The organism is Micromonospora sp. NPDC049047, assembly GCF_040649135.1.
Classification (GTDB): Bacteria; Actinomycetota; Actinomycetes; order Mycobacteriales; family Micromonosporaceae; genus Micromonospora.
Genome location: NZ_JBEZEY010000026.1, coordinates 1 through 23015, shown reverse-complemented (window position 1 = coordinate 23015; position 23015 = coordinate 1). Strand labels below are relative to the sequence as shown.

General features: G+C 69.1%; 19 protein-coding genes. 9 read left to right on the top strand and 10 right to left on the bottom strand.

Features of this window, described 5'->3' with window-relative positions:
- Positions 1 to 13: 13 nt before the first annotated feature.
- Positions 14 to 235: a hypothetical protein gene (locus AB0B86_RS28835; RefSeq protein WP_357420199.1), complete on the top strand. Its 222-nt coding sequence runs from the start codon at positions 14 to 16 to the stop codon at positions 233 to 235.
- Positions 236 to 301: 66 nt separating this feature from the next.
- On the opposite strand, the gene AB0B86_RS28830 is transcribed toward AB0B86_RS28835, so the two are convergent.
- The gene (locus AB0B86_RS28830) at positions 302 to 1207 is read right to left on the bottom strand and encodes a hypothetical protein (RefSeq protein WP_357420198.1); all 906 of its coding nucleotides are present in this window, start codon (positions 1205 to 1207) and stop codon (positions 302 to 304) included.
- 205 nt (positions 1208 to 1412) lie between these two features.
- Between AB0B86_RS28830 and AB0B86_RS28825 the strand changes: the two genes are divergently transcribed.
- Together AB0B86_RS28825 and AB0B86_RS28820 are read left to right on the top strand one after the other, a co-directional pair.
- Positions 1413 to 2291: a cellulose binding domain-containing protein gene (locus AB0B86_RS28825; RefSeq protein WP_357420197.1), complete on the top strand. Its 879-nt coding sequence runs from the start codon at positions 1413 to 1415 to the stop codon at positions 2289 to 2291.
- A gap of 146 nt (positions 2292 to 2437) precedes the next feature.
- Positions 2438 to 3064, top strand: coding sequence for a hypothetical protein (locus AB0B86_RS28820; protein WP_357420196.1), 627 nt, complete (start codon positions 2438 to 2440; stop codon positions 3062 to 3064).
- Positions 3065 to 3357: 293 nt separating this feature from the next.
- Here the strand turns inward: AB0B86_RS28820 and AB0B86_RS28815 are convergent, their stop codons facing one another.
- Positions 3358 to 4461 (bottom strand): FAD-binding oxidoreductase, encoded by a 1104-nt coding sequence (locus AB0B86_RS28815; RefSeq protein ID WP_357420195.1) that lies wholly within the window; start codon positions 4459 to 4461, stop codon positions 3358 to 3360.
- Between the two features lie 219 nt (positions 4462 to 4680).
- On the opposite strand from AB0B86_RS28815, the gene AB0B86_RS28810 reads away from it, so the two are divergent.
- The 5 genes from AB0B86_RS28810 (at position 4681) to AB0B86_RS28790 (ending at position 11436) form a co-directional block, all read left to right on the top strand.
- Positions 4681 to 5199 (top strand): flavoprotein, encoded by a 519-nt coding sequence (locus AB0B86_RS28810; protein WP_357420194.1) that lies wholly within the window; start codon positions 4681 to 4683, stop codon positions 5197 to 5199.
- A 121-nt stretch (positions 5200 to 5320) separates the two neighbouring features.
- Complete coding sequence (locus tag AB0B86_RS28805; protein WP_357405100.1) at positions 5321 to 6781, top strand: XRE family transcriptional regulator; 1461 nt, start codon at positions 5321 to 5323, stop codon at positions 6779 to 6781.
- Complete coding sequence (locus tag AB0B86_RS28800) at positions 6778 to 7683, top strand: aminoglycoside phosphotransferase family protein (protein ID WP_357405102.1); 906 nt, start codon at positions 6778 to 6780, stop codon at positions 7681 to 7683. The genes AB0B86_RS28805 and AB0B86_RS28800 overlap by 4 nt, the downstream gene beginning before the upstream one ends.
- Before the next feature lie 10 nt (positions 7684 to 7693).
- Positions 7694 to 8308, top strand: coding sequence for a hypothetical protein (locus AB0B86_RS28795; protein ID WP_357405104.1), 615 nt, complete (start codon positions 7694 to 7696; stop codon positions 8306 to 8308).
- A gap of 41 nt (positions 8309 to 8349) precedes the next feature.
- On the top strand, positions 8350 to 11436 hold the full coding sequence (locus AB0B86_RS28790; protein WP_357420193.1) for a DUF3427 domain-containing protein: 3087 nt from the start codon (positions 8350 to 8352) through the stop codon (positions 11434 to 11436).
- A gap of 68 nt (positions 11437 to 11504) precedes the next feature.
- On the opposite strand, the gene AB0B86_RS28785 is transcribed toward AB0B86_RS28790, so the two are convergent.
- From AB0B86_RS28785 to AB0B86_RS28760, 6 genes are all read right to left on the bottom strand, one after another.
- A complete protein-coding gene (locus AB0B86_RS28785; protein WP_357420192.1) occupies positions 11505 to 13649 on the bottom strand; it encodes an MMPL family transporter in 2145 nt (714 codons plus the stop codon).
- Positions 13650 to 13818: 169 nt separating this feature from the next.
- Complete coding sequence (locus AB0B86_RS28780) at positions 13819 to 15171, bottom strand: hypothetical protein (protein ID WP_357420191.1); 1353 nt, start codon at positions 15169 to 15171, stop codon at positions 13819 to 13821.
- A 287-nt stretch (positions 15172 to 15458) separates the two neighbouring features.
- Positions 15459 to 16223 (bottom strand): alpha/beta hydrolase, encoded by a 765-nt coding sequence (locus tag AB0B86_RS28775; protein ID WP_357420190.1) that lies wholly within the window; start codon positions 16221 to 16223, stop codon positions 15459 to 15461.
- A 78-nt stretch (positions 16224 to 16301) separates the two neighbouring features.
- Positions 16302 to 16601 carry a helix-turn-helix transcriptional regulator gene (locus AB0B86_RS28770; RefSeq protein ID WP_357405114.1) on the bottom strand — a complete coding sequence of 100 codons (300 nt, stop codon included), beginning with the start codon at positions 16599 to 16601 and terminating at the stop codon, positions 16302 to 16304.
- Positions 16602 to 17129: 528 nt separating this feature from the next.
- On the bottom strand, positions 17130 to 18407 hold the full coding sequence (locus tag AB0B86_RS28765; RefSeq protein WP_357405116.1) for a cellulose binding domain-containing protein: 1278 nt from the start codon (positions 18405 to 18407) through the stop codon (positions 17130 to 17132).
- Positions 18404 to 19519: a ricin-type beta-trefoil lectin domain protein gene (locus tag AB0B86_RS28760; protein WP_357405118.1), complete on the bottom strand. Its 1116-nt coding sequence runs from the start codon at positions 19517 to 19519 to the stop codon at positions 18404 to 18406. The genes AB0B86_RS28765 and AB0B86_RS28760 overlap by 4 nt, the downstream gene beginning before the upstream one ends.
- Positions 19520 to 19753: 234 nt before the next feature.
- Here AB0B86_RS28760 and AB0B86_RS28755 point away from each other — a divergent pair, with 234 nt between their 5' ends.
- On the top strand, positions 19754 to 20191 hold the full coding sequence (locus AB0B86_RS28755; RefSeq protein ID WP_357420189.1) for a VOC family protein: 438 nt from the start codon (positions 19754 to 19756) through the stop codon (positions 20189 to 20191).
- Positions 20192 to 20312: 121 nt separating this feature from the next.
- Here the strand turns inward: AB0B86_RS28755 and AB0B86_RS28750 are convergent, their stop codons facing one another.
- A complete protein-coding gene (locus AB0B86_RS28750; RefSeq protein ID WP_357420188.1) occupies positions 20313 to 21473 on the bottom strand; it encodes a hypothetical protein in 1161 nt (386 codons plus the stop codon).
- A gap of 142 nt (positions 21474 to 21615) precedes the next feature.
- Complete coding sequence (locus tag AB0B86_RS28745) at positions 21616 to 22752, bottom strand: epoxide hydrolase family protein (RefSeq protein ID WP_357420187.1); 1137 nt, start codon at positions 22750 to 22752, stop codon at positions 21616 to 21618.
- Positions 22753 to 23015: the final 263 nt, after the last annotated feature.

Genomic DNA, 23015 nt, shown 5'->3' with positions numbered 1-23015 from the left:
GTACGCGCGATCCATGGGTAGCCACAAGCAGAACAAACACGACAATGGCGGCGAGTCGGCGCGAGGTCGGCGGCATCCGGGCAGCGGCGCTCGGGGCCGCCAGGGCTCAACGGTGGAGCACTCGCCCGACCAGCGGCACCGTCGCACCGCGACCGGCCCGGCCGGCACCGAACGCGACCTGGGGCGGGCCAAGGTCTCGGGCGACGGGCGGATCCAGCGCCAAGGCGGCTCCTGAGCCGACCACTCAGCCGGTGCAGCGACTCTCGTGCGTTCGGAGTGCGGCTGCACCGGCTGATCGGTTCTACGGGGTGGCGCAGATGGCGTACGCCGTGTCGGACCAGTTGCCGGCGAAGGCGTCCTCCTCGTACGCGCCGGAGGCGACGGATGTCGGGGCGGTAGCGGGGCCGCCGTTGGGGCGGAAGTCGTCCACGACGCCCTCACCGGTCACCCCGTTGAGCTCGTAGCCGGCACCGGTCAACACCTTCCCGGCCGGGCAGGTCGCCGTGGTGCTGCGGAAGTCGAGGGAGTCGCTGGCCCCCGTGGCGGTGGCGCGTACCAGACCGGCGAGCGGATTAGCGCAGATCGCGTACGCGGTCGCTGACCAGTTCAGGGCGGTGGCATCCGACTCGTACGCGCCGACGGTGACCGCTGTCGGTGCGGTGGCGACGCCACCGTTGGGGCGGAAGTCGTCGACGACCCCCTCACCGGTGACGCCGTTCAGTTCGTACCCGGTGCCGGTCAGCACCTTTCCGGCCGGGCAGGTCGCCGTGACACTGTGGTAGTCGACCGAGTTGCTGACCCCGACACTGGAGACCCGCACCAGGCCGGGCACCGGGTTGGCGCAGATCGCATATGCCGTGACGGACCAGTTCCCGGCGAACGCCTCGGTCTCGTAGGCCCCGACAGTGACTGCCGTCGGGGCGGTGACCGGGCCGCCGTTGGGGCGCAGGTCGTCGACGACACCTTCCCCGGTGACGCCGTTCAGTTCGTACCCGGTGCCGGTGAGCACCTTGCCGACCGGGCAGGTCGCCGTGACGCTGTGGAAGTCTGCCGAGTTGCTGACGCTCGTCGCGACGACCCGCACCAGGCCGGGGACCGCGGCGGACGCCTGGCTCGCCGGGGCGATTACCGCCCCGGTCGCGACAAGACCGAGCAGGAGTACCGACGCACGAGCGCCAAACCTCCGGGCTTCGTTCTGAGCACGCATGTGTTTCTCCCGTCTGTGGCCGGACGGGGCGGCAGATACGACGCCGACGTCAGGGCCGTTCGTTGACGTCTTCACGCTAGGTAGCCACGCGACCAGGCATTATCTTCAACTTGACTACGTCACGTAACGGACTGGGCCCGTCGGCGACGCACACTGGACCGGCGGACGATGCATGAGCATCGATGCCTGTGCCTACCATTCGGCTATGCCTGCTCGCCGCGTCACCGCCACCATCGCCCTCGCCGCGCTGGCGAGCCTGCTCGCCGTCAACGCCGCCCGGGCCGACGGTCCGGCGATCAGCACCCCCGGCACCCCCACCGTCGTGGCCAACGCACCGCATCAGCTCACCCTCAGCTGGGCGCCCTCCGCCTGGGTCGAGCCCGGCGCGGAGCAGCCGATCAACTACGAGGTGCAGGTGCCGCTGGGGCCGAACACCTACCGCTTCCTCGGCTCCACCACCGAGACCACCATCACCCTGACCGACCTGGCGCCCGGCACGACGTACCGGATCGGGGTCGCCGCCCGCGCGCTCGGCGGCTACTCCGACACCTCACCCACCACCACAGTGCGCACCGCCAGCGGCCACGCGACGGTCAGCTACCTCAACCTCGACTGGTCACCCACGAACAACCAGATCCAGCACCTCGTGAAGGTCACCAACACCGGCACCGGACCGCTGGACCTGAGCACCGTGCGGGTGCGCTACCACCTGCGTTTCGAGGGCGGCAACACCTCGCTGGTGCCCAACTGCGACTGGGCCGCACTGGGCTGTGACCGGATCCGGCAGACCGTGCAGTTCTTCGTCCCGCCGGGCGCACCCCCCGCGCTGGCGACGCCAGCGCCGCCGTACCCGGCCCCGGGAACACCGGTCCCCGGCTGGGTCGAGCTGACCTTCACCGACGGCACACTCGCGCCGGGCCAGTCGACCGGGCCGATCCAGCTACGGCACCACCGGCACAGTTGGAGCGACATCGACGAGCGCGACGACCCGAGCTGGCTCGCCCCCACCGGTCAGTGGATCGAGAACGACTGGATCACGCTGGACGTCGACGGGGTACGCGAGTTCGGCGACACCTCCTCCTGACAGGTATATCGCTCGTCGAAGCGTCACCCTTCTGCCGCTCTGGTTGTTCGACCGCAGCCCACCAATCAGCCGCTTGTGGATTGGCGCATACCGAATACGGTCGGTCTCTGCGGCACCCGGCGATCGGGTCAGGAGAAGGGCGTCAGATGAGGGCTCGAAGAGTAAGCCTGCTCGACCTCGGTCTGGACTCGTCATTCGACGCGGCGATGACCTTCGTGCAGTCGACACTGCAAAACATCAACGCCGGCTCCACCGAGCCCGTAGTGGAGATCGACTTTGTGCGATCACGCGACCCCGGCACCGTGCTTTCGGCCTTCACCGGGTCGTGCGACGTCCTGCACGTCATGGCCCACGGCGACCACACGATCACACCGACGTTCAGTAGTACGGACGGTAACGTCGAGATCTCACTCGAGCAGCTCGGGGAGACTGCGGCAAGCCAGGGCCAGGGCATCTCGACGAGTGCCATCATCGCGGATGGCTGCAAGACCGGCACCGGCGTGTGGCAGAAGGCGGTCCGAGACTGCCTTCAGGGGGAAGTGACCTACATCGGTACGTCCGCCATCATCGGTTGGCACGAAAGTGGCGTCTTCTGCTCGGCGTTTTACGGCGCACTCTTCCGCAATCGCGGCAGGGGGATGACCCCGACCGAGCAAGCCCGCGACGCCGCCGAACGGGCCATCAAGGCTTACACATTGCTTACCGACAAGGGCTGCCCGTTCAAAGTCACCACGCTGAAGCCGAGCCAGCGAGCGCGCACACTACTGGGCTAGCACGCTGCGGCTGCGCTCAACAACCGCCACCCAACGAGACTTCGGCCAGGTGAATGCGCGCCGCGGGGGACGTCGACGAGGTACGCGAGTTCGGCGATGTCCTCCTGAGCGCGGCCGGCGACCGGCGATGTCCGGCCGCGTTGTCCTGACGAGCGTGATGCCTGTGAGGCATTTTGATGCCTCACAGGCATCAACCATTTCAGGGCACGCCCCAGGAGCCCAATCGGCTCGACACGCCGACGATCACCTCGTTCTGTCGACTCGCAGACCTTCGTCGGAGTTGCAGGCAGCCATCAGCCGATGAAGCTCGTGGGCAGGTGGATGTGCGTGGCGGGAACGCCGACGGCGAGCAGCCGTGATCGCGCACGGGCCAGCATCGCGGGTGGGCCGCAGAGGTAGATGTCCTGGCCCGGCTGGTGATGGTCGAGCGCGATGGTCAGGGCATCGCCCTGCTCGGCCGGCTCCGCGAAGGGGTCGTCGGACAAGGCCGGCACGATGGTCAGCCAGTTGTGGGCGCACTGGAGCTTGTCGAGGGCGATCGCGTCGTACAGGTCGGTGAAGGTGCGCGCGCCGACGATCAGCGTCACCCGCCGGCCGTCGGGTGCCGCGGCGACCTGTTCCACCAGGGCGCGTAGCGGCGCCAGGCCGGTGCCACCGGCGACGAGCAGCAGATCGTTGGTGTTCGTCTCATCGAGGCTCAGGCCGGTGTCGACGGGTGGGCCGAGCCAGAGCAGCTCGCCGGGGCGTACCTCATGAACCAGGCGGTGGGAGACGGCGCCGGCGGGAACCGCGCGGACATGCAGCTCGACGGTGCCGTCCGCGCGTGGGGCGTTGGCCGGCGAGAGCCAGCGCCAGCGCCCCGGCAGGCGCGGGGTGCAGACCGGGACCGCCTGACCTGGCTGGAAGGGCAGTCGCCGCCAGGGACGTACCGTCAGGATGGCGATGTCGGGCGACGGCCGGTGGTGGTCGATCACCTGGACGTGCCACCAGGCCGGGCCGTCGCCGGCCTGCGCGGTGGCGCGGCGGATCACCTGCGTGGCCTGGCACAGGGCGCGCTCGGCGGCGATGGCGAGCTGCGATGTCCACAGTGGGTGGGCGTGACGGGCCACGGTCGCGAGCAGCGCGTCGCCGATGGTGGTGGTGTGCGGGAGCAGGTCGAAATGACGGTACGCGCGGCCGAGCACCAGGAGCAGCGCCGCCCGGCCCGCCGAGTCGTCACCGCCGACCAGGAGGCGGCCCAGCGCGGTGAAGAACAGCGGCGCGTCGCGGTGTGGGAGCAGCCCGGGTCGGCGGTCTTCGACTGTGCACCAGAAGTCGGCGGCGGCCCGCACATCGACCGACTCCCAGACGGCGGTCAGGCTCACGCGGGCTGGCTGGTCGTCGATCACAGCGGGCATGCTCGCTCCAGGACGTTGACTCATGGGCTGGCACCGGGGCGGGCGGGAGGAGCTGTGCCGTTGAGGGCCGGCGCAGCCCCGGGACAAGGCACCCGCCCCGGGCCATGTCTCGACTGTCGCGGCTGACCAGGTACGACGGCATGTCACGGTGATCATCGGCGGCATGCGCGATCGGTATGCGGGCGACGTCGGGACTGTCGGATCGGGCAGACTGCGGACATGACGGAACTTCCGGTGCTGCATCTGGTCGTCTGCGCCGCAGGACCGGCGGAACACATCGACGAGCTTGTCGACCTCCTGATCGCCGACGGGTGGCAGGTCTGCATGATCGTCAGCCCGACCGCCGCGCCGTGGCTCGACCGTCAGGCGTTGCAAGACAAGACCGGCTATCTGGTACGCGTGGAGTGGCGGATGCCCGGCGACCCCGAGCCGCACCCGCCGGCCGACGTGGTGCTGGCGGCGCCGGTCACGTTCAACACGGTGACGAAGTGGGCGTTGGGCATCAACGACACGCTGGCGCTCGGCGTCCTCAACGAATCGCTCGGGGCGGGGTTGCCGATCATCGCTTTCCCGCACGTCAAGGCGGAACTGGCCGCGCATCCCGCGTACGCGGGTCACCTGGCGGTGCTGCGCGCTGCCGGCGTCGCCGTCGCGGACGGGAAGCCGCTGGACCCGACGCACGGCCCGGAGCGTTGGAATGCGGTCATCGAGGCGCTGCGGGCGGCGCGCCCATCCTGAGCAGTTGTAGTCCGTTCGCTTCTCCGGCGGCCCTCTGACCATATGCGTTGTGCGTATATCAGCGCTCCACGCAGCGTGTTCAATGGAGAGGTTCGATTGATCTGGACGGACGGAGCCGCCCGTGACCCACACGAACTGCCCCCGGTGCGGCGGACGGCTGGCCCGGGACAACGACAGCGGACGGTGTGCGCCATGCCAGGCCGCCGAGCGGGACCGGTTGAGCGCGCCGCCGGTGGTGCCAGCGAGCTTCTGGGAGCACGAGCCGGTGCGGCTGGCGCTGGCCGAGCGGCATCTGGGGCGGGTGATCCGCGCGTACCGCTGCCACCCGTACCACGGTCGGGTCGCGTTACCGCAGACCGTGGTGGCGGGGTGGTTGGGGATCACGCAGGCCCAGTTGAGCCGGGTGGAAAACGGCCCACCGCTCGTACATCTGGATCGCCTGGCGCACTGGGCGAAGCTGCTCGGGATACCAGCCTCTTGCCTATGGTTCGCGCTCCCTGGGCGGCCTCAAAGGTCGGTTGCAAAGGCCGAAAGTACCTCCGCCTCAATGGAGCCGCAGAGCGCTGGGCCGGACGAAGGTAGACGGGCGTTGTTGGCCGGCATCGCCGCTGTCGCTGCGGGCGCTGGCCTGCTCAGCGGTTGCGAGCTCGTCCAGCCTCGGCGTATCGGCACGGCGGATGTCGCTCGACTGAACGCAGTCTTGGAGCTGTACCGGTCCGTGGACCGTGAATGTGGTGGTGGCCTGCTCTATCGGGAGGTGGCCCGGTTCGCTGAGTCGGTATATCGGATGCTTGATTGGTCGTATCCTGCTGCGCTCGCGCCGCCGCTCATCGCAGCGGTGGCGACAGCCCGGCAGCTCGCCGGCTGGACTGCGCTCGACGCGGGAAGGCATGACGACGCGCAGCGACACTTCGTCGCCGGGGAGCGCGCCGCGTTGACTGCTGACAACGCCGCACTCGTCGCCATGATTCGGTACGCGCAGGTCAAGCAACTTCAACACCTCCGACACAACCGGGATGCCCTCGCGACTCTGCAAATCGCACATGCGCAGCTCGGGTCGCACGCAACGCCAGCGGTAAGCGCCCTGCTGTTGGGTGCCCAGGCTGCCTCGATCGCGGCACTCGGTGACCACGAGGCTGCCGTGCGAACCCTGGGCGAGGCGCGCGACCAGTTCGAGCGCATCGACAAGGAGCGCGAGCCGGCGTGGATGGGCTTCTACGACCGCGGCGAGTTGTTCGCCCAGTACGGGCGCGTTTACCGGGACATGGCACGGCGGGACCGTAGGCACGCGTCCGAGGCGGTGCGCTGGGGCAGGGAGTCCATCGCTGCGTTTGGCGCGGCGAACGTTCGCAGCACCGTACTCAACGAGGTCGGGTTGTGCAGCGCGCTGTTCCTGGCCGATGAGCCCGAGCAGGCTCTTGCGGTGGGCGTGCGGGTGCTGAAGCAGGAACAGGCAATGAGCTCCAGGCGGGTGCTCGATCGGGTGGTCAGTCTGCGTCGCGATCTCACTCGGCACCGGGAGATTCCCGAGGTAGCCGCATTCGAGCGGGCCATTACCGCTCGATCTGCGGCGGCCGCATGAACGGGCGGTTCTCCGAGGAGACGATGACCGCGGCGGTGCGGTCCGTCGCCGCAACCCTGAACGTCTCGACCCACGATGCCCAGTTGCTGCGGTTGACCAACAACGCCGTGTTCGCACTGCCCGACGCCGGGCTCGTCGTTCGAATCGCCCGGACCCACCAGCTGCGGAACAGGGTCACGAAGGTGGTGCAGCTCGCGCGCTGGTTCGCTGAGATCGACGCGCCGACGATTCGCCTAGCGGACGACGTCGAGCAGCCGATCGAGGTCGGGGGCCTGGTCGCTTCGGTTTGGCAGTTCGTCCCACCGCATCCACCCGCCCCGAACGTCGAAGACCTCGGCAAGGTGTTACGGGAATTCCATGATCTCGGCCGGCCCCCCTTTCCTCTGCCCGTCTGGGATCCAGTGGGCGACGCACGACGACGGCTGGCCGACGCGGACAGACTCAGCAAGCCTGACCGGGACTTCCTGGTTGACTGGTGTGACCGCCTGGAGCCGGAAGTCGCGACCCTCGTCGACGGAGGGACGCTGACACTGATCCACGGGGATGCCCACGCCGGCAATCTCCTCCGGGAGTCGTCGGGCCGCGCGGTCCTATGCGACTTCGACGCCACCTGCATCGGCCCGTGGCAGGTCGACCTAGCAGCGGTAGCGGTCGGCGAGGCGAGGTTCGGAGGATCAGGGACACACGGCGCGTTGGCCACCGCATATGGCTTCGACGTCACCGCCGACCCGTCCTGGCCACTACTGCGAGATGCGCGGGAGCTGAAGATGATCGCAGCTGCCGTACCACTTCTCACTACGGGGCCGAGTGTCGCGGGCGAGTTCACCAACCGCCTCCGTTCGGTACGACACAATGATCCGACGGCCCGCTGGACCCCCTTCGCCGATCTTCCCTCCCGGTAAGGAGCCGCCGGTGATTCAATCGAGCCGTTCTGAGGCACCGCCGCTGACCCCGGGGCGCGTTACTCTCATCCATGCCATCGACCACTACCTGAGCCGAGCACGCAGACTTGAGCCACGCGATGGCGTCACCGTCCTGGAGATTCAGAAGATCGCTTATTTTCTTCAGGTGCTCGGGCAGCCGTTGCGGTTGCAGTTCGCTCGGGGCAGATATGGCCCGTACGCCGAGAGCCTCAACCATGTTCTCGACCGACTCGAAGGTCACTACCTGACTGGCTTCGGCGACCGTTCAGCACGGGTCGAAGAGTTACAACCCATCAGGCTGACTGCTGGCGCCGCCGACGCCGTTGCGGCTTGGTCCCGAGCTCACGGCGGAGCTGCGACCGAGGCTTTGGCGCAGCTAGCCGTGCTGACCGACGGTTTCGAGGCACCGTACAGCCTGGAACTCTTGGCCACTGTGCATTACGCGGCCACATCGCATCCGCCAACCGACGATCTAGACGAGCTAACCGAGCGGGTTCGTTCCTGGAGTGGCCGAAAGGCGCGCCTCTTCACGCCCGCACATATCGAGCTAGCGTACGACCGGTTGCAATCAGTCGGCCTTCTGCCCGCACTGCGCGTTGGGTGAGTCGTCACTCGTGGAAGGTGCGCCGTGGTTAGGGTGCCCGGATGACGGATCTTGAGCGAGGTGTTTACGAGCACCTCATCACTCGCGAGCTGGCCAACCAGCTCCAACACGTCGATCCCGGCCTGATCCAGCACCACAAGCTCGACCCCGCCGATGCCCACCACACCCTCGCCCGGCACATCGCCGCCCTGGCCGCCCGCGCCCTCCAAGCCGTCCCCAACGGCGACGACAAGCTCCACCACCAGGTCGACCTGGCGAACCAGATCGCCGACGCCATCGCCACCCTGAGCCCGAAGGCGGCAACAGAGCAGGACCAGGTGACCGACGCCAAGCACCTGCTCCACGCCATCGCGGCCCCGCCAACCCCACCGGCGCTGCCAGCCTTCCCGCAGCGCCCCACCACTCCGCTCGCCACCGGCGCCCTGCTTGTCAACGGCCGCCACCAGCCCCGCATCGGCCACGAGGTCAACCACGAGATGGCGTCGGCCGAGAGCGTCGACCTGCTCTGCGCGTTCATCAAGTGGTACGGGCTGCGCGTCGTCGAGCCGGCCCTCCGCGAGCTGATCGCCAGGGGTGGCAAGGTCCGCGTCATCACCACGACCTACCTGGGCGCAACGGATCAGCGGGCGCTCGACCGCCTGAAAGAGCTGGGCGCCGAGATCAAGGTGTCGTACGAGACGAGGACCACCCGCCTGCACGCCAAGGCGTGGCTGTTCCGCCGGGCCAACGGCACCACCACCGCGTACGTCGGCTCGTCGAATCTGTCGAAGACCGCGCTTGTCGACGGCGTCGAGTGGAACGTGCGCATCTCGAACATGGAGCAACCGCACGTCATCGACACGTTCACTGCGACGTTCGAGGACTACTGGAACGACCAGGCGTTCGAGGCGTACGACGCGACCCGAGATGCTGAGCGACTGCGGCAGGCGTTGAGCGGCGAGCGGCGCGACCAGACGCCTACCGAGATCTCGAACCTGGACGTGCGCCCGTACCCGTACCAGGCGGAGATCCTGGCCGACCTGGACGCCGAGCGACTGGTCCACGGGCGTTGGCGCAACCTGGTGGTGATGGCGACCGGCACCGGCAAGACCGTCGTCGCGGCGCTGGACTACCGCCGGCTGCACCGCAACAACCGGGTGGATTCGCTGCTGTTCGTCGCTCACCAGGAGCAGATCCTGCGGCAGAGCCTTTCCACGTTCCGGCAGGTGATGGGCGACGGCAGCTTCGGCGAAACGCTTGTCGCGGGTGAGCGGCCGGGCGGCTGGAAGCACGTCTTCGCCTCCATCCAGTCGCTGCACCGGCGGGAGGTGGACCCCGAGGCGTACGACATGGTGATCGTCGATGAGTTCCACCACGCGGAGGCGCCGACGTACACCCGGCTGTTGGAGCGGCTGCGTCCGCGCGTACTCCTGGGACTGACCGCGACCCCCGACCGGACCGACGGCGGCGACGTGCGCCGGTGGTTCGACGGCCGGGCGGCCGTTGAGCTGCATCTGTGGGACGCGTTGGAGCGGCAGTTGTTGGCGCCGTTCCAGTACTTCGGGCTGCACGATGACGTGGACCTGTCGCACGTCACCTGGAAACGCGGCCAGGGCTACGACCTGACCGAACTCACCACCCTCTACACCGCCGACCATGCACGGGCCAGGACAGTGCTGCGTGCGGTGCGCGAGAAGGTGGATGTCGGGCGGATGCGAGCGCTCGGATTCTGCGTAAGCATCAAGCACGCGGAGTTCATGGCCGCCTGGTTCAACCAGCACGACGTGCCGGCGGCGGCAGTCACCTCGGGGGTCGACCGTCTGACGCAGAAGACGCTGTTGCGGGACTTCAAGGCCGGCAAGCTGCGGGTGCTCTTCACAGTGGACCTGTTCAACGAGGGCGTCGACCTGCCGATGGTCGACACGATCCTGATGCTGCGCCCCACCGAGAGCGCGACCATCTTCCTGCAACAGCTCGGTCGTGGCTTGCGCCTCGACGACGACAAGCCCTGCCTCACGGTGCTCGACTTCATCGGCGGGCAGCACGCCAACTTCCGCTTCGACCTGCGGTGGCGTGCCCTGACCGGGGTGAGCCGGCGGGCGATCACCGAGGCGGTCCGCGACGACTTCCCGAGCCTGCCCAGCGGCTGCCACGTCGAGCTGGACCGGGTGGCGAAGGAGGTAGTGCTCGCCAACCTGAAGAGCGCGCTACCCACCTCGAAAGCCGGTCTGGTGGCCGAGCTGCGGCAACTCGGTGACGTCAGCCTGGCGACGTTCCTGCGTGAGACCGGCCTGGAGATCGAGGACGTGTACCGCTCGGCGAGCATTGGCGGCTGGACCGGCCTGCGCCGGCTCGCCGGCATCGAGACGTCCGCGCCCGGCCCGGAGGACCGGGACCTGGGCCGGGCCATCGGTCGCATGCTGCACACCGACGACGTCGACCGGCTGGAATTGCTGACCCGGGTCGCGGCCGGACCGCCCGCGCCAGGTCAGCAGGTGTACGCGGGAGACACCCGACTGTTGGACATGCTGCACTTCAGCCTCTGGGGGCCGAACGCACCCCTCGCCACGCGGGACGAGCGGCTGGCACGGCTGTGGAAGGAACCGGCGCGCTGCGGCGAGTTGCGGCAGGTCGCCGAGGTGCTGCGGGACCGCATCCACCGGGTCACGCCCACGCTCGCTGCCGGGGCGGTGCCGTTGCGGGTGCACGCCCGGTACAGCCGCAACGAGGCGTGCGCCGCCTTCGGGATGGCGAACCCGGGGTCGCTGCGTGAGGGCGTGAAGTGGCTGCCCGACGCCCAGGCCGACCTGTTCTTCGTCACCCTGGTGAAGTCCGAAGCGCACTACTCCCCCACCACCATGTACGCCGACCGGGCCATCACCGACACGCTGTTCCAGTGGGAGTCGCAGAGCACCACCTCTGCGGCGTCGGCGACCGGGCAGCGCTACACGTCGGGCGGTTCGGCAGTGCACCTGTTCGTCCGGGAGACCCGGATCGCCGACCGGGACCTGGGCGCGCCGCCGTACCTCTATGCCGGCACCATGACGTACGAGTCGCACACCGGCGACCGGCCGATGCGGATTCTCTGGCGGCTCGACCACGCCCTACCCGCCGACGTCTACGCCACCGCCCGCACGATCGCCGCCTAGTGCTGCTCCGACGGTGGGTCGGGGGTGGTCGAGCGGTATTCGGTTCGTCTCCTGCCGGTGCGGTTCCGCTAGCTCGGCTGGTCGACGGCGCGGGCGTGTCGCCCGCCGGCCGGCCGCTCGTCGCCGTGGCCCGGCCACCACGCCTTGTGCCCGATCAGCGCGGTCAGCGCCGGGACGAAGAACATCGCCATGACGAACGCCGACAGCACGATGCCGATCGCCACCGCGAAGCCCATCTGCTGGAGGAAGGAGATCGGAGCGAGCAGCAGCACCGCGAACGTGCCGGCCAGGATCAGTCCGGCTGCCGCGACGGTGGGGCCGGCGTGTTGCACACCGATGGCGGCGGCCTCGTGTGGTTCGTTGCCTTCCCGCGCTTCCTCGCGTAGTCGGGCGATCATCAGGATGTTGTAGTCGGTCCCGATCGCCACAACGAAGAGGTACAGGATGATCGGCAACTGGAAGGTGACACCGGGCTCGCCCTGTAGCCCTTGGAAGAGGTAGACGGTGGCGCCAAGTGTGGCGGCGAAGTTGAGCAGCACCGCGATCACCAGGTAGATCGGTGCGACAAGGCTGCGCAGCAGCAGCGCGAGGATGAGCGCGATCAGGCCGGCTGCGACCGGCAGGATCACCGATAGGTCGCGGTTGTTCGCCGAGTTGATGTCCGCGAAGATCGCGGTGGTCCCGCCGACCAGCGCCCGGGTGCCGGGCGGGGCCGACGCGTGTACGGCATCGCGCAGGTCCTCGCGGACAAGGTTGATCGCCTTGTTGGAGACCGGGTTCTCGTTGAGCAGCAGATTGACCCGGGCCACACTCGGGTCGGTGCTGCGCTCCGGGGGTTGCGCCTGGCCCACACCCGGGGCTTTCGCTATGGCCGCGGCAAACTCGTTGACCTGCTGCTCGGTCAGTTGTGACCCGTTACTTGTGGTCAGGTAGACCTCGGTGGGGGCGAGCGCACCGGCGGCGAACCCGCGCTGGAGGTCCTGCGCGGCCTTCGCCGACTCGGTGTCCTGCGGGAAGCCGGCGCTGAAGTCGTAGTCGGCCTTGTAGCTCAGCACGCCTGCGGCGAGCGCGACCAGGATGATTCCGGAGATCGCCGCGACGAGTGCCGGCCGACGCCCGACGGTGGTGCCGAGCCGGTGCGAGATGGTGGCCTTGGGCGTACGCTGCCACGCCTTCGACGGCCAGAAGACGTACCGGCCGAGCAGCGAGACGACCGCCGGGACGAGGGTGAGCGAGGTGACAAGCATGACGCCGACGGCGATCGCGAGCGCCGGGCCGAGCGAGCCGAAGAAGCCCAGGGAGGCGAGGAGCAGCACGAGGAACGCGACGATTACCGCTCCGGCGGCCGAGGTGATGACCTCGCCGACCCGCTGGACGGTGACGATCATCGCGGTGCGCTTGTCGTCGCCGGCGCGCAGCCGTTCCCGGTAGCGAAAGAGCAGAAACAGGATGTAGTCGGTGCCGATGCCGAACAGCACGATCAGCAGGATCGTTTGCAGGTCCTGGCTGACACTGAGGTCGAATGCCTTGCCCGCGGCGGCGACGAGACCCGTCGTGATGCTCAGGACGACACCGACGACCACCACGGGCAGCAGCGCGGCGATGGGACTGCGGAAGATGATCAGGATCAGTCCGATGATCAGGATGATCGTCGCGATGCCGACCACGGCGAAGGCGTTGTTGAAGGTGTCCTCGTTGTCGACAAAGCTCGCCACGTCACCGGCCACGCCCGCGGTCAGTCCACTGTTCGCAAGCTCCGGGCCGATGTCCGCCCGCAGATCGCGGACGGCGTCGAGCAGCGTCGGGTCGTCGGGGGTGGGGGCGTCCAGCCCGACGTTGACGATCTGCACCGACTTGTCCGGCGCCACAGCTTGCGGACCGGTCAGGTAGCCAGACGTGTGCGGGATGTTCTTGGCCTTCAGCGCCTGGGCGAGCTGGCCCACCCTCGCCTCATCCGCCGGCGTGAGTTTCTGACCGTCGGCGCGCTTGACCACGATGACCGCTGTCGCGGTGGCCTGCTGCGGAAACGCCTTCTGCCCCAGCTCGGTCGCCTGCACGGACTCGTACGAGCGGGGCAGGAAGCTTTCCTGATCCGCTGAGGTGATGTCACTCAGCGATGGTGTGGTCGCGATGATGGCCGCCGCCGCCACCACCCACCCGGCGATCACCCACCACGCTCTGCCCACAACGAATCTGCCCAGCCGCTCGAACATGGTTCCCCCCGTGCGTTCGACACCACAGTCGTCTGGGCCTGGAACGCCCAGGGCGCGCACCCCATCACTCTTGTGGGTGGTCTCCGCTACCCGCTGTGCAGACTACAGTCGCCCGCCACTCCTTTTCGGATGCTTGGCCGTCAGGGGCTGCGGGAGTTTCCGGGCGCGCTCATCGTTGCAGCGTCGCGGTCGCGTAGCCGTCCGGGTAGAACTCGTAGAAGTCGCGGAACCGGACCGTGAAGATGGTGGCGCCGCGCGGCAGCGAGTAGGTGAGGGTGTATCTGCCGCTGGCGTCCAGCTTGCCGCGCCAGAACTCCCGCTCGGCCCCGCCGTTGGTCGACGCGGTGATCCACCAGTAGTTGTCGGCACCGATGGGCGAGCTCCAGGTCACGGTGAGCTGCGCGGTCTGCTTGCTGCCGCTGCCGAGCTGGGCGGTGACGGCCAGGTCGGTGACCGGCGGCGTCGGCGGGTGCGCCGGCCCGAAGGAGTGCAGCAGCTGAGTCTCCTGGTAGGGATCGGACGAGGTGACCGCCCAGGCCCGGCTGCCGTCCCGGTTCACCAGCAGCGTGCCCGCCCAGAGGCTGTCGTCGCTGCGGAAGTCGACGGCGTACGTCGGGACCGTGCTGCCCTTGGCGTAGAGGTAGACATCGGCGGTACCGGAGGCGGTCAAGGCGCGGCCGATGGCGACGGTCGAGCCGTCCCCGGACCAGGCGGCGTCCTGCGGATAGACGCCGCTCGGATAGACGTTGGCGTCGGCGAGATCCGGCAGCCGGTACGAGTGGTGCTCGTACGGGCTGCCCACCGTCTCCACCACTTCGGTGCCGTCCGGGCTCACGGCGTAGTCGATGAGGTTGCTACCGGTGTAATCCCGCTGGGCGACGATCGTCGGGCTGTCACCGGAGACATCGATGACGTACGTGGTGACGGGCGAGTACCCGGTGTCCCCGGCGACGAGAAGACCGGGCGCGCCGGGGCTGGCGTCGATGATCGGGTGGTAGTTGGGACCCGCGGTGTAGACCACCGGCGGGGTTTCGGGCGCGGACCAGACCAGCAGACCGCCGGAGCCGATACCGGCGTCGATGAACCCGCCGACGACCTTCTCGCCGGTCGGTTCGACCGTGTACAGGTGGGCGCCGACGGGTGCGGGATAGCTGGCGACGATGGTGAGCGTGGCGGCATCCAACGCGATGATCCGGTTGAAGCCCTGGGCCGCGTACAGGATTCGTCCGTCGGCACTGAGGACGAGGTCGGAAATGTCAGCGACGTCGGTGACCCGGGACAGCAGGCGGCCGTCGAGGTCGGTCACCACCAGCGGCAGTGCGCCACCAACCCCCTGTGCGAGGTATAGGCGGCCGCGCGCCTCGTCGAGCTCGATCGCCCGCAGGTCGTCCACCGGCAGCTGGACGCCGACGCTCTTCAGCACGGCCGGCTCGGCGGCGGCCGGGGTAGCTCTCAACAGCTCCCCAGCGCTGAGCCCGATCGCCGCGAACACCCCGGACGCCAGCAGTTGGCGACGCCGCATGACACCTCCCCGTGTCGGCCAGTCGCATGCTGACGGCCAGACGAGAGCTTAGTACCGGGCTCCCTGCTGGCGCTGTCCCTCAGCGCCCGGCCGGCTTCATCGCAGGGAAGTTGCAGCCGCTTGTCGGCCGCGACGTAGGAATAGGCATTGGTTCCGTCCATAGTGGCTACGACGTGAACGTGCGCGCCCTCCGCGTCACCGCCGCCGTCGGTCCCGCCGCGCTGGCGAGCCTGCACGTCGCCGCTCCCGCCCGAGCCGACGACACCTCGACGCTGACCACCCCCGGCTCAAGCAAGCTCGGACAGGAAGGCACCGACCTCGGCGGCGAACTGCGCCTCGGCATCGTGGTGCACCACGTGACCTGCTGGCAGCTCGGCAAGTCGGGCCTGGCCGGGGCGACGGGCGACCATCTCGCGGGCGTGGGCGGCCGTCAGTTCATCGCTACGCGTGCCGCGGATCAACAGGGTGGGGCAGGTCACCGCCATCCAGTCCGCCCAGTGGTCACCGTTGAGCGCTTTCTGGGACGCCACCGTGTCATCGATGTCGAAGGAGAAGCCCCAGCCGTCCGTCGACTGGCGGAAGGAACATTCCAGGTAGGGAGCCGCCGTACCCAGGACCGAGGCCAGCGCCTCGCGGGATGACGCCCGGCGAGGAAGGGTGGTGGTGAACGACCAGTCGCAGTCCACGACTGCTCCGATGTCCTCGACGACCAGGGCGGTGACCCGGTCCGCGTGCCGGCTGGCGTACTGGTAGGCGTTCACTCCGCCGAGTGAGTGACCCAGCACCACGGCGGGACCGATCTTCAGATGTCGGTGGAGCGCGGCGACGTCGGCGACGTAGTCCTCCCGCTCGTAGCTCTCGGCACGATCGGACTCTCCATGCCCACGCTGATCGAGCGTGATCACCCGCCATCGCGGTGCCAACGCCTCCGCCAGCGGCGCGAAAGCCGACGCTTCGTTGTAGTGCCCGTGCAAAGCCAGCAGGGGAGCACCCGAGCCACCGAAGTCCAGATACGAAAGCCTCCGACCGCCGACCGTGAAGAACTCCCGCATGACCTGGAATCCTAGATCAACGACCGCCGGCCGCCGTACGCGAAGACGTCTGCCGCCGGTCGCGATAGGCGCCGGCAGTCAGGCTGCGTCCGCGTTCGGAGTGAACCTGACGTCCAGTCGCCGATCCAAGGCTCTGGCTAGCCGCTCCAGGACCGGCAGGGTCGGCACGGTCCCGCCTGCCTCGAAGCGGGCAATTGCGGACTGAGTCATGCCGGCGACGCGGGCCAACTGGCTCTGACTCCAGCCGTGCCCTTCCCGCAGGTGGCGCACCTCCTGCCCAAGCTCGAAGGCGATCCGGGTGGCCTCGTACGTCTCGGCCGCCCCGGGCTCCGCCATCCGGCGCTCACGCAGGTCGTTCCAGTCCAGGCGATCACTCATCGCTCTGCCCCCTCGTTCACGATGTGCTGCTCTGCCAGGCACCGCTCGAACGCGCGTCGAGCCCGTTCGACCTCCCGGTCTTCCCGCATCCGCGATTTGCGGAACACCGCTCGAGCGAAGTCTGCGGTTGACAGTTCCTCCAGCCAGTCTCGGACCTCTGGTTCCAGCTCCACGCTACCCCAACCCATAGCATTGATGCTATGGGTTGCTCAGTAGTCGGTGAGCGTCAGCTGGACGCGTGTCGTCAATCGGCTTGGCGTCGACCCACCGCCGAGAGCGCCGGGCGCCGTGTTGGTCAGGCGCTGTCGACGGGCCTCGCCGCGTGCCTCGACACTGGCGTGACATGTCGCCGACCACGGGCGCGGCGATCAACGAGGGCTCCGCTTCCCGTCGCATGACGCGGCTCATCTGTCGTCAGAGCGCGGTGACCTGAATCGGCGATATACCTGTGAGTCGAAGACACGGCCCACAGGTATATCGCTCACCACGACAAAGCGCTCGGGCGCGGCGTTCACGCCCTCCGGCTGGTCATGGACTTGTGCAGGTCGGCGATGCGGCGGCTGGCGCACCGGAGCCGAGAAAGCCGAAGGTCGTCGTGGCACCGGCGGCCAGCGAGCCGTTGTAGGACACGTTGCGGACCGTCGCGGTCGAGCCGCTGGTGCTCAGGGTGCCGTTCCAGACCTGGGTGATGCTCTGGCCGCTGTTCAGCGTCCACCTGACGGTCCACCCGTTGATGGCGGCGGTGCCGGCGGTCACCGTCACCTCGCCCTGGAAGCCGCCGGACCACGAGTTGGTGGTGCGGTAGGCCGCCGTGCAGGCGACGCCAGTGGGCGGCGGGGTGGTCGGCGGTGGCGTCGTGGGTGGCGGAGTGGTGGGCGGTGGGGTCGTGGGTGGTGGTGTGGTCGTGGGCGGGGTCGTCGGGACATCCGACGGCACCAGGGGGCAGGTGGCGCTGTACCGCGAGACGCCGCTGCTGTTCGACAGTGGGCAGAGGAACTGGGTGTAGCGGGTGTCGTTGTCCAGGAAGATCTTGAGCCAGGGGATCAACAGTCGCATCTCGGTGGGGTTCGACCTGGTGAACGAGAGGTGGTCGTTGCCGGCCAACTCCGCCCAGGCGTGTTCCACGTCGGCCGGCAGCGTGTTGTAGATGCCCTGCACGTAGGAGGGCGTGACAGTGCCGTCGTTCTGCCCGGACAGGAGCAGGGTGGGGACCCGGGTGGTGGACATGTTCAGGTTGTTGCCGGGCGTGCCGGGTGCGAGGCCGACGGCCGCCTTCAGGGTCGGCCGCCGGAGGGCGGCGAGGAGGGTTCCGGCCCCGCCCGCCGAGTGGCCCATGACGCTCAGCCGGTTGGGATCGACCCGGTCGCGGATCGGGCTGGTTCGGGTGAGGTAGTCAAGTGCGGCGAGCAGTTGGGTAGCGCGGGCGTCGGCGCCGTCGGTACGGCTGTTGGTCTCGATGCCGATCACCACGAACCCGAAGGATGCCAGCCAGGGCCCCATCCAGGCTTCCTCGTTGGCGAACAGGGCGGAGTAGCCGGGAACGATCGCTACCGCACCCCAGGTGCCCTGGCTGGTGTCGGTCGGGTAGTAGACGTACCCGCCGTTGAAGCCGTTGCCGGCGGGCACCGTCGCCTGCGCCGTGGCGAACGGTCCGCGGGTGGCGGCGACGCTGGCCGGGGTCGGGTCCGGACCCCGTTGGTACGGGCTGTCCGCGACGGCGGCGTCCCGTGTCGTCGTCGCCAGGGCCAGGCCGAGGACCGCCGCGAGCGCGGCCGTCAGCCATCTGGCGGTGCTTGGCCGTTTCACCGGCGGCTCCACTGCTGGTTGGTCTGACCGGTGCAGGTCCAGAGGACGAGCTTCGTGCCGTTGGCGGTGCCCTGGTTGTACGGGTCCAGGCAGAGGCCGGACTGCACTCCGGTGATGGTGCCGTTCGCGTTGACGTTCCACTGCTGGTTCGTCCCGCCGTGGCAGTCGTAGATGGTGACCTGGGTGCCCGGGGCGGTGCTGTTGCCGGCGGCGTCGAGGCACTTGTTGCCGTAGACGGTGAGCGCCTTGCTTGCCGTGTAGGTCCACTGCTGGTTCGTGCCGCCGTGGCAGTCCCACAACTGCACCTGGGTGCTGTTGGTGGTGGAGTAGCCGGGGACGTCGACGCACCTGCCGGACCGGGTGCCGACGATCGTGGCGGTGGTCTGTCCACCGCCGCTGCCCGGGTTGCCGATGCTGCCGGGCACCGACTGCAACGCGCTGTACCAGCGGGCGGCCATCTTGTCGTAGCCGCCGGCAGTGGGGTGGACGCCGTCGATCAGGTCGGCGGTGCTGAGCGCGCTGTGCATGTCGACAAGGTGCACCCGCTTACCGGCGTTGACCTTGCTCTGGACGATGCCGGGGATCGCCGCGTTGAAGGTGCGGGCCGCCGCGTCCTGGCCGCTGTTGGAGATCGGAATGATCTGCGCCACGAACACCTCGGCGGTGGGCGCGGTGTTGGTGATCTTGTCGATGAGCGTGGAGAGCCGGTTCGGGGCGGTGCTGACGTTGTAGTTCTGCAGGATGTCGTTGGTGCCGATGTGCAGCAGGACGGTCTGCGGCCGTTGGGTGTTGAGCCAGCCGACGATGTTCGCGTCGATCTGGTCGATGCGCCAGCCGGGATGCCCCTGGTGGTCGTGGTCGCCCAGGCTGGCCGGCCCGTTGAACTGCGAGCCGACGAAGTCCACCGTGTACCGGTTGGTGGCCAGGCGCTGCCAGAGTCCGATGCGGTAGCCGCCCGGCACCTGGGTGCCCTCGGTGATGGAGTCGCCGAGCGGCATCACCCGTACCCCACCGTTGGACTCCGCGTTGGCCGGGCCGGTGGGTGTCACCACTCCGGCGACCACGACACCGAGCGCGGCGAGCGTCGCGAGCCATCGTGCCCTTGTTCGCATAGCTTCTCCCTGGGTTCGGTCGAGCTGGCCCAGGGCATGGCCGGCCGGTGGGGCCACCAGGGGCAGCCGGCGGGCGCCGATCGTCACATCGGCATGGCGTTACTGCCTCAGCACTGGGACGAGTGTGAGCGTTAACAGAGAAGAGTGTAGATTCCCCGGATTGATCTGGTCTACCGGCAACTCTGTCGGAGTCGTCTGCCGCACCCCCGACTGATCGGGCGTTAGGTTACGAGGATGGAGCAGCGGATAAGTCTGATCACCCTCGGCGTCTCGGACCTGGCGCGGGCCAGGGCCTTCTACGCGCACCTCGGCTGGCAGGGCCAGGAGGTCGAGGACACCGTCTTCCTCCAGGCCGGCGGCCTGGCCCTGGTGCTGTGGAGCCGGGACAAGCTGGCCGCCGACGCGGGCGTCCCCAACCCGGACACCGGGGGCTTCGGCGGCATGACCCTGGCCCAGAACGTCCGCTCACGGGCGGAGGTCGACGAGGTGATGGCCACCGCGGGCAAGGCAGGCGCCGAGGTGACCCAACCGGCGCGGGAGACGTTCTACGGCGGCTACGCCGGCTACTTCGCCGACCCGGACGGTCACGTCTGGGAGATCGCCTGGAACCCCGGCTTCACCCTCGGCCCGGACGGCTCCCTCACCCTCCCCGACTTCAACGCCACAACCTAACCCGAGCCCAACCACGTCCACGACGGTCAGTCCTCGTCGATCATGGAGTCATGGCGTCCGATGCAGGGCGATACGAGCACTTTGCCACCCACCACAACTCCATGATCCACGAGGCGGCGGGTTAGGGCGACGGCGTTGCCGGGTTGGGCGTGGTTGTCGCGGCTTGCGCGGTGGGCGTGGGCGGGGACACGACGGGCCCGGCGGCCGTGGCCGGGTCGGTTGGTGCCGGCGTGGGCGTCGGTGTCACGCTGACGGACGGGCCGGGAGCCACGGAGGGCACCGGCACGCTGAGGGGCACCGACACGGTGGACGGCACCGGGGCGGAGGTCGGGAGCGGGACAGCCACCGCGACGGCCGGTGCGGCGGGGCGCACCGGACCGGCCTTCGGCGGCCGGGCCGGTTCGGCCGGACGGGTCGGCATGGCCGGGTTCGGCGGTGCCAGGATGGCGGGTGCCCGCAGCGGGCCGATCACGGCGGAGTTCCGCACGGGCACGATGGTCGCCGCCTCCGCCCGTCGCAGGGGGCCGGCCTGCGGTGGTCCCACCGCGCCGGGGCCGAGCATCGCGAACACCACTGTCGCGACGGCGGCGACGGCGAGGGCCCGGCGGTCGGGGCGTACTGCCGACAGCGGCGCGTCGGCCGGCGCGACCGTCGGCAGCGGCTCCGGCGGGGTGGCCCGGTGCGCGGCCAGCAGGGCGTCGACCTGCCCGGTGACGGCGGCGCGATCCTCGGTGGCGGCCAGGGTGAGGTAGAACCGGAAGTTCACTGCGGCACTGGCCGGCACCAGCAGACCCGCGAGTCGACAGTTGTCGTGCAGCAGGGTGACCGGCACGTCGGGGTGGTGGGCCATGCCGAGCAGGTCCGCGTACCGCCACTCGCGTCGGCGCCCACCGCCGGCGAAGGCCACGCGGTGGCTGGTCACGACGGCCATGCCGGTGCCGACTGCCCGCAGGCCCGCCGGCAGCACCTCGTCGGCAGTGTCGGCGAGGTCGCACGGACCCGGGGTGGGCAGGCCGGGAACGTGCCGCGCCTCGGCCTCGACAAGCGTGGCGACGGGGAGGACGCGGAAGACGAGTTCGTCGTCGTAGAGGTCCACCGGTAGGCCGGTGCGGGGCTGCGTACACCCGAGGAAGCTCGCCGCTTCGATGCGGAGCCGGACCAGGTGGTCGTCGCGGTGCAGCCAGGCGTCGGTGGCGTCGCGGTAGGCGCGCTGCCGGCGCTCGTTCTCGCGCTCGGCCCAGGCGATCCGCCAGGGGGCGCAGGCCACATAGGTCACGGTCACACGCGGTACAACCGCTCACGTACGTGACAGGCAACGCTCGCGGGATCGATGCATCCCTTTGCACCCGAAAGGAGAGAATTGACAGGCCGCACGGCGGCTGCTCCGGCGAGGACACCGGAGCAGCCGCCGTGCAGAACAGCGACTACCGGCGCAGCGAGCTGAAGAACTGCCTCATCTCGGCGGCCAACAGGTCCGGCTCCTCCAGTGGCATGAAGTGCCCGCCCCGGCCGGGTTCACTCCAGTGCCGGATGTCGGTGCAGGCCCGCTCGGCGATCGAGCGGGGGAAGTTGGTCTGCGCGGGTTCGGTGCTCACCGTGAACGCGGCGGGCACGGTGATCATCGGGCGTGCCGTGTTGTGGTCGAAGTCGGCGTACTGCCGGAACGACGAGCCGATCGAGTCGGTCACCCAGTAGAGCGTGATGACAGTGAGCAGGGTGTCCCGATCGATGCTGTTCCCCAGGTCACCGTGGTTGTCACTCCAGTCGCGGTACTTGTCGACAAGCCAGGCGGCCAACCCGGCGGGCGAGTCGGCGAGCGCCGCCGCGAGGGTGTCCGGGCGGGTGCCCATGATGGCGCTGTAACCGCCGTCGGTCTCGTCGTACGCGGCCTCGGCGTCCAGGTACAGCTGCTCGGCCGCCGACAGTGGACGGTCGTCGAAGTTCGCCGGAAACGGTGGATGGATCATGTGGATGCCGGCCACCTGCTCCGGGTAGAGGGCACCGAGCCAGCCGGTGACCACACCACCGACGTCGCCGCCGAAGGCCCCGTAACGCTCGTAGCCGAGCACGTCGGTCATCAGTTCGTGCAGCGTCCGAGCCAGCAGAGCCCGGGTCACCGGCTCGTCCGGGACCTCCGAGAAGCCGAAGCCCGGCAGCGAGGGCACCACCACGTCGAACGCGCCGCCGGGCCGGTCGGGGTCGGCCAGCCGGTCGACAAGCGGCAGCATCTCGACGAAGCTGCTGGGCCAGCCGTGGCTCAGCAGCAACGGCAACGGCGTGGGCGTACCGGCCGGGCGCGCCGCCCGGACGTGCAGGTAGTGCAGCTTCCGGCCGCCGACGAGGGCCAGGTGCTGGGGGTACGCGTTCAGCTCGGCTTCACGCGCACGCCAGTCGAAGCCGTCCTGCCAGTAGGACACCAGGTCCCGCAGATAGTCGGGGTCGACGCCACCCTGCCACGGCTGGTGGCCACTGCGGTCGGTGAAACGGGTACGGGCCAGTCGGGCCCGCAGGTCGTCGAGGACCGCATCGGATACGTCGATGCGGAATGGGGAGTTGGACATTGGTCCTCCGAAACAGGAGGGCGCTCCCCGACGCGACAGGTCAGCTGAGGGGGACGGCCGAGAGGAGCGCCCAGGAATGACGATTGGTGATCACCGGGCTCACCTCCTCTCGTGGCTGACGAAGATCACTCTACCCTCCCGGGGGTCGGGCCTGCGCGTCCGGACCGCAGGCCCAGGATCGCGCCGCCGCCCGGGTGACCCGGGCGGCCGAATTCGAGGCCCTTTGCCTGCTCGGGGCTCAGCGATCGGACGCGCGGCGTGGG

Bases quoted from the DNA above. Each gene is read 5' to 3' on its own strand.
- AB0B86_RS28755 (WP_357420189.1), top strand. From the start codon at position 19,754: ATGGAGCAGCGGATAAGTCTGATCACCCTCGGCGTCTCGGACCTGGCG.
- AB0B86_RS28745 (WP_357420187.1), bottom strand. From the start codon at position 22,752: ATGTCCAACTCCCCATTCCGCATCGACGTATCCGATGCGGTCCTCGAC.
- AB0B86_RS28835 (WP_357420199.1), top strand. From the start codon at position 14: ATGGGTAGCCACAAGCAGAACAAACACGACAATGGCGGCGAGTCGGCG.
- AB0B86_RS28815 (WP_357420195.1), bottom strand. From the start codon at position 4,461: ATGCCCGCTGTGATCGACGACCAGCCAGCCCGCGTGAGCCTGACCGCC.
- AB0B86_RS28830 (WP_357420198.1), bottom strand. From the start codon at position 1,207: ATGCGTGCTCAGAACGAAGCCCGGAGGTTTGGCGCTCGTGCGTCGGTA.
- AB0B86_RS28790 (WP_357420193.1), top strand. From the start codon at position 8,350: ATGACGGATCTTGAGCGAGGTGTTTACGAGCACCTCATCACTCGCGAG.
- AB0B86_RS28770 (WP_357405114.1), bottom strand. From the start codon at position 16,601: ATGAGTGATCGCCTGGACTGGAACGACCTGCGTGAGCGCCGGATGGCG.
- AB0B86_RS28800 (WP_357405102.1), top strand. From the start codon at position 6,778: ATGAACGGGCGGTTCTCCGAGGAGACGATGACCGCGGCGGTGCGGTCC.
- AB0B86_RS28780 (WP_357420191.1), bottom strand. From the start codon at position 15,171: ATGCGGCGTCGCCAACTGCTGGCGTCCGGGGTGTTCGCGGCGATCGGG.
- AB0B86_RS28825 (WP_357420197.1), top strand. From the start codon at position 1,413: ATGCCTGCTCGCCGCGTCACCGCCACCATCGCCCTCGCCGCGCTGGCG.
- AB0B86_RS28775 (WP_357420190.1), bottom strand. From the start codon at position 16,223: ATGCGGGAGTTCTTCACGGTCGGCGGTCGGAGGCTTTCGTATCTGGAC.
- AB0B86_RS28785 (WP_357420192.1), bottom strand. From the start codon at position 13,649: ATGTTCGAGCGGCTGGGCAGATTCGTTGTGGGCAGAGCGTGGTGGGTG.
- AB0B86_RS28820 (WP_357420196.1), top strand. From the start codon at position 2,438: ATGAGGGCTCGAAGAGTAAGCCTGCTCGACCTCGGTCTGGACTCGTCA.
- AB0B86_RS28810 (WP_357420194.1), top strand. From the start codon at position 4,681: ATGACGGAACTTCCGGTGCTGCATCTGGTCGTCTGCGCCGCAGGACCG.
- AB0B86_RS28760 (WP_357405118.1), bottom strand. From the start codon at position 19,519: ATGCGAACAAGGGCACGATGGCTCGCGACGCTCGCCGCGCTCGGTGTC.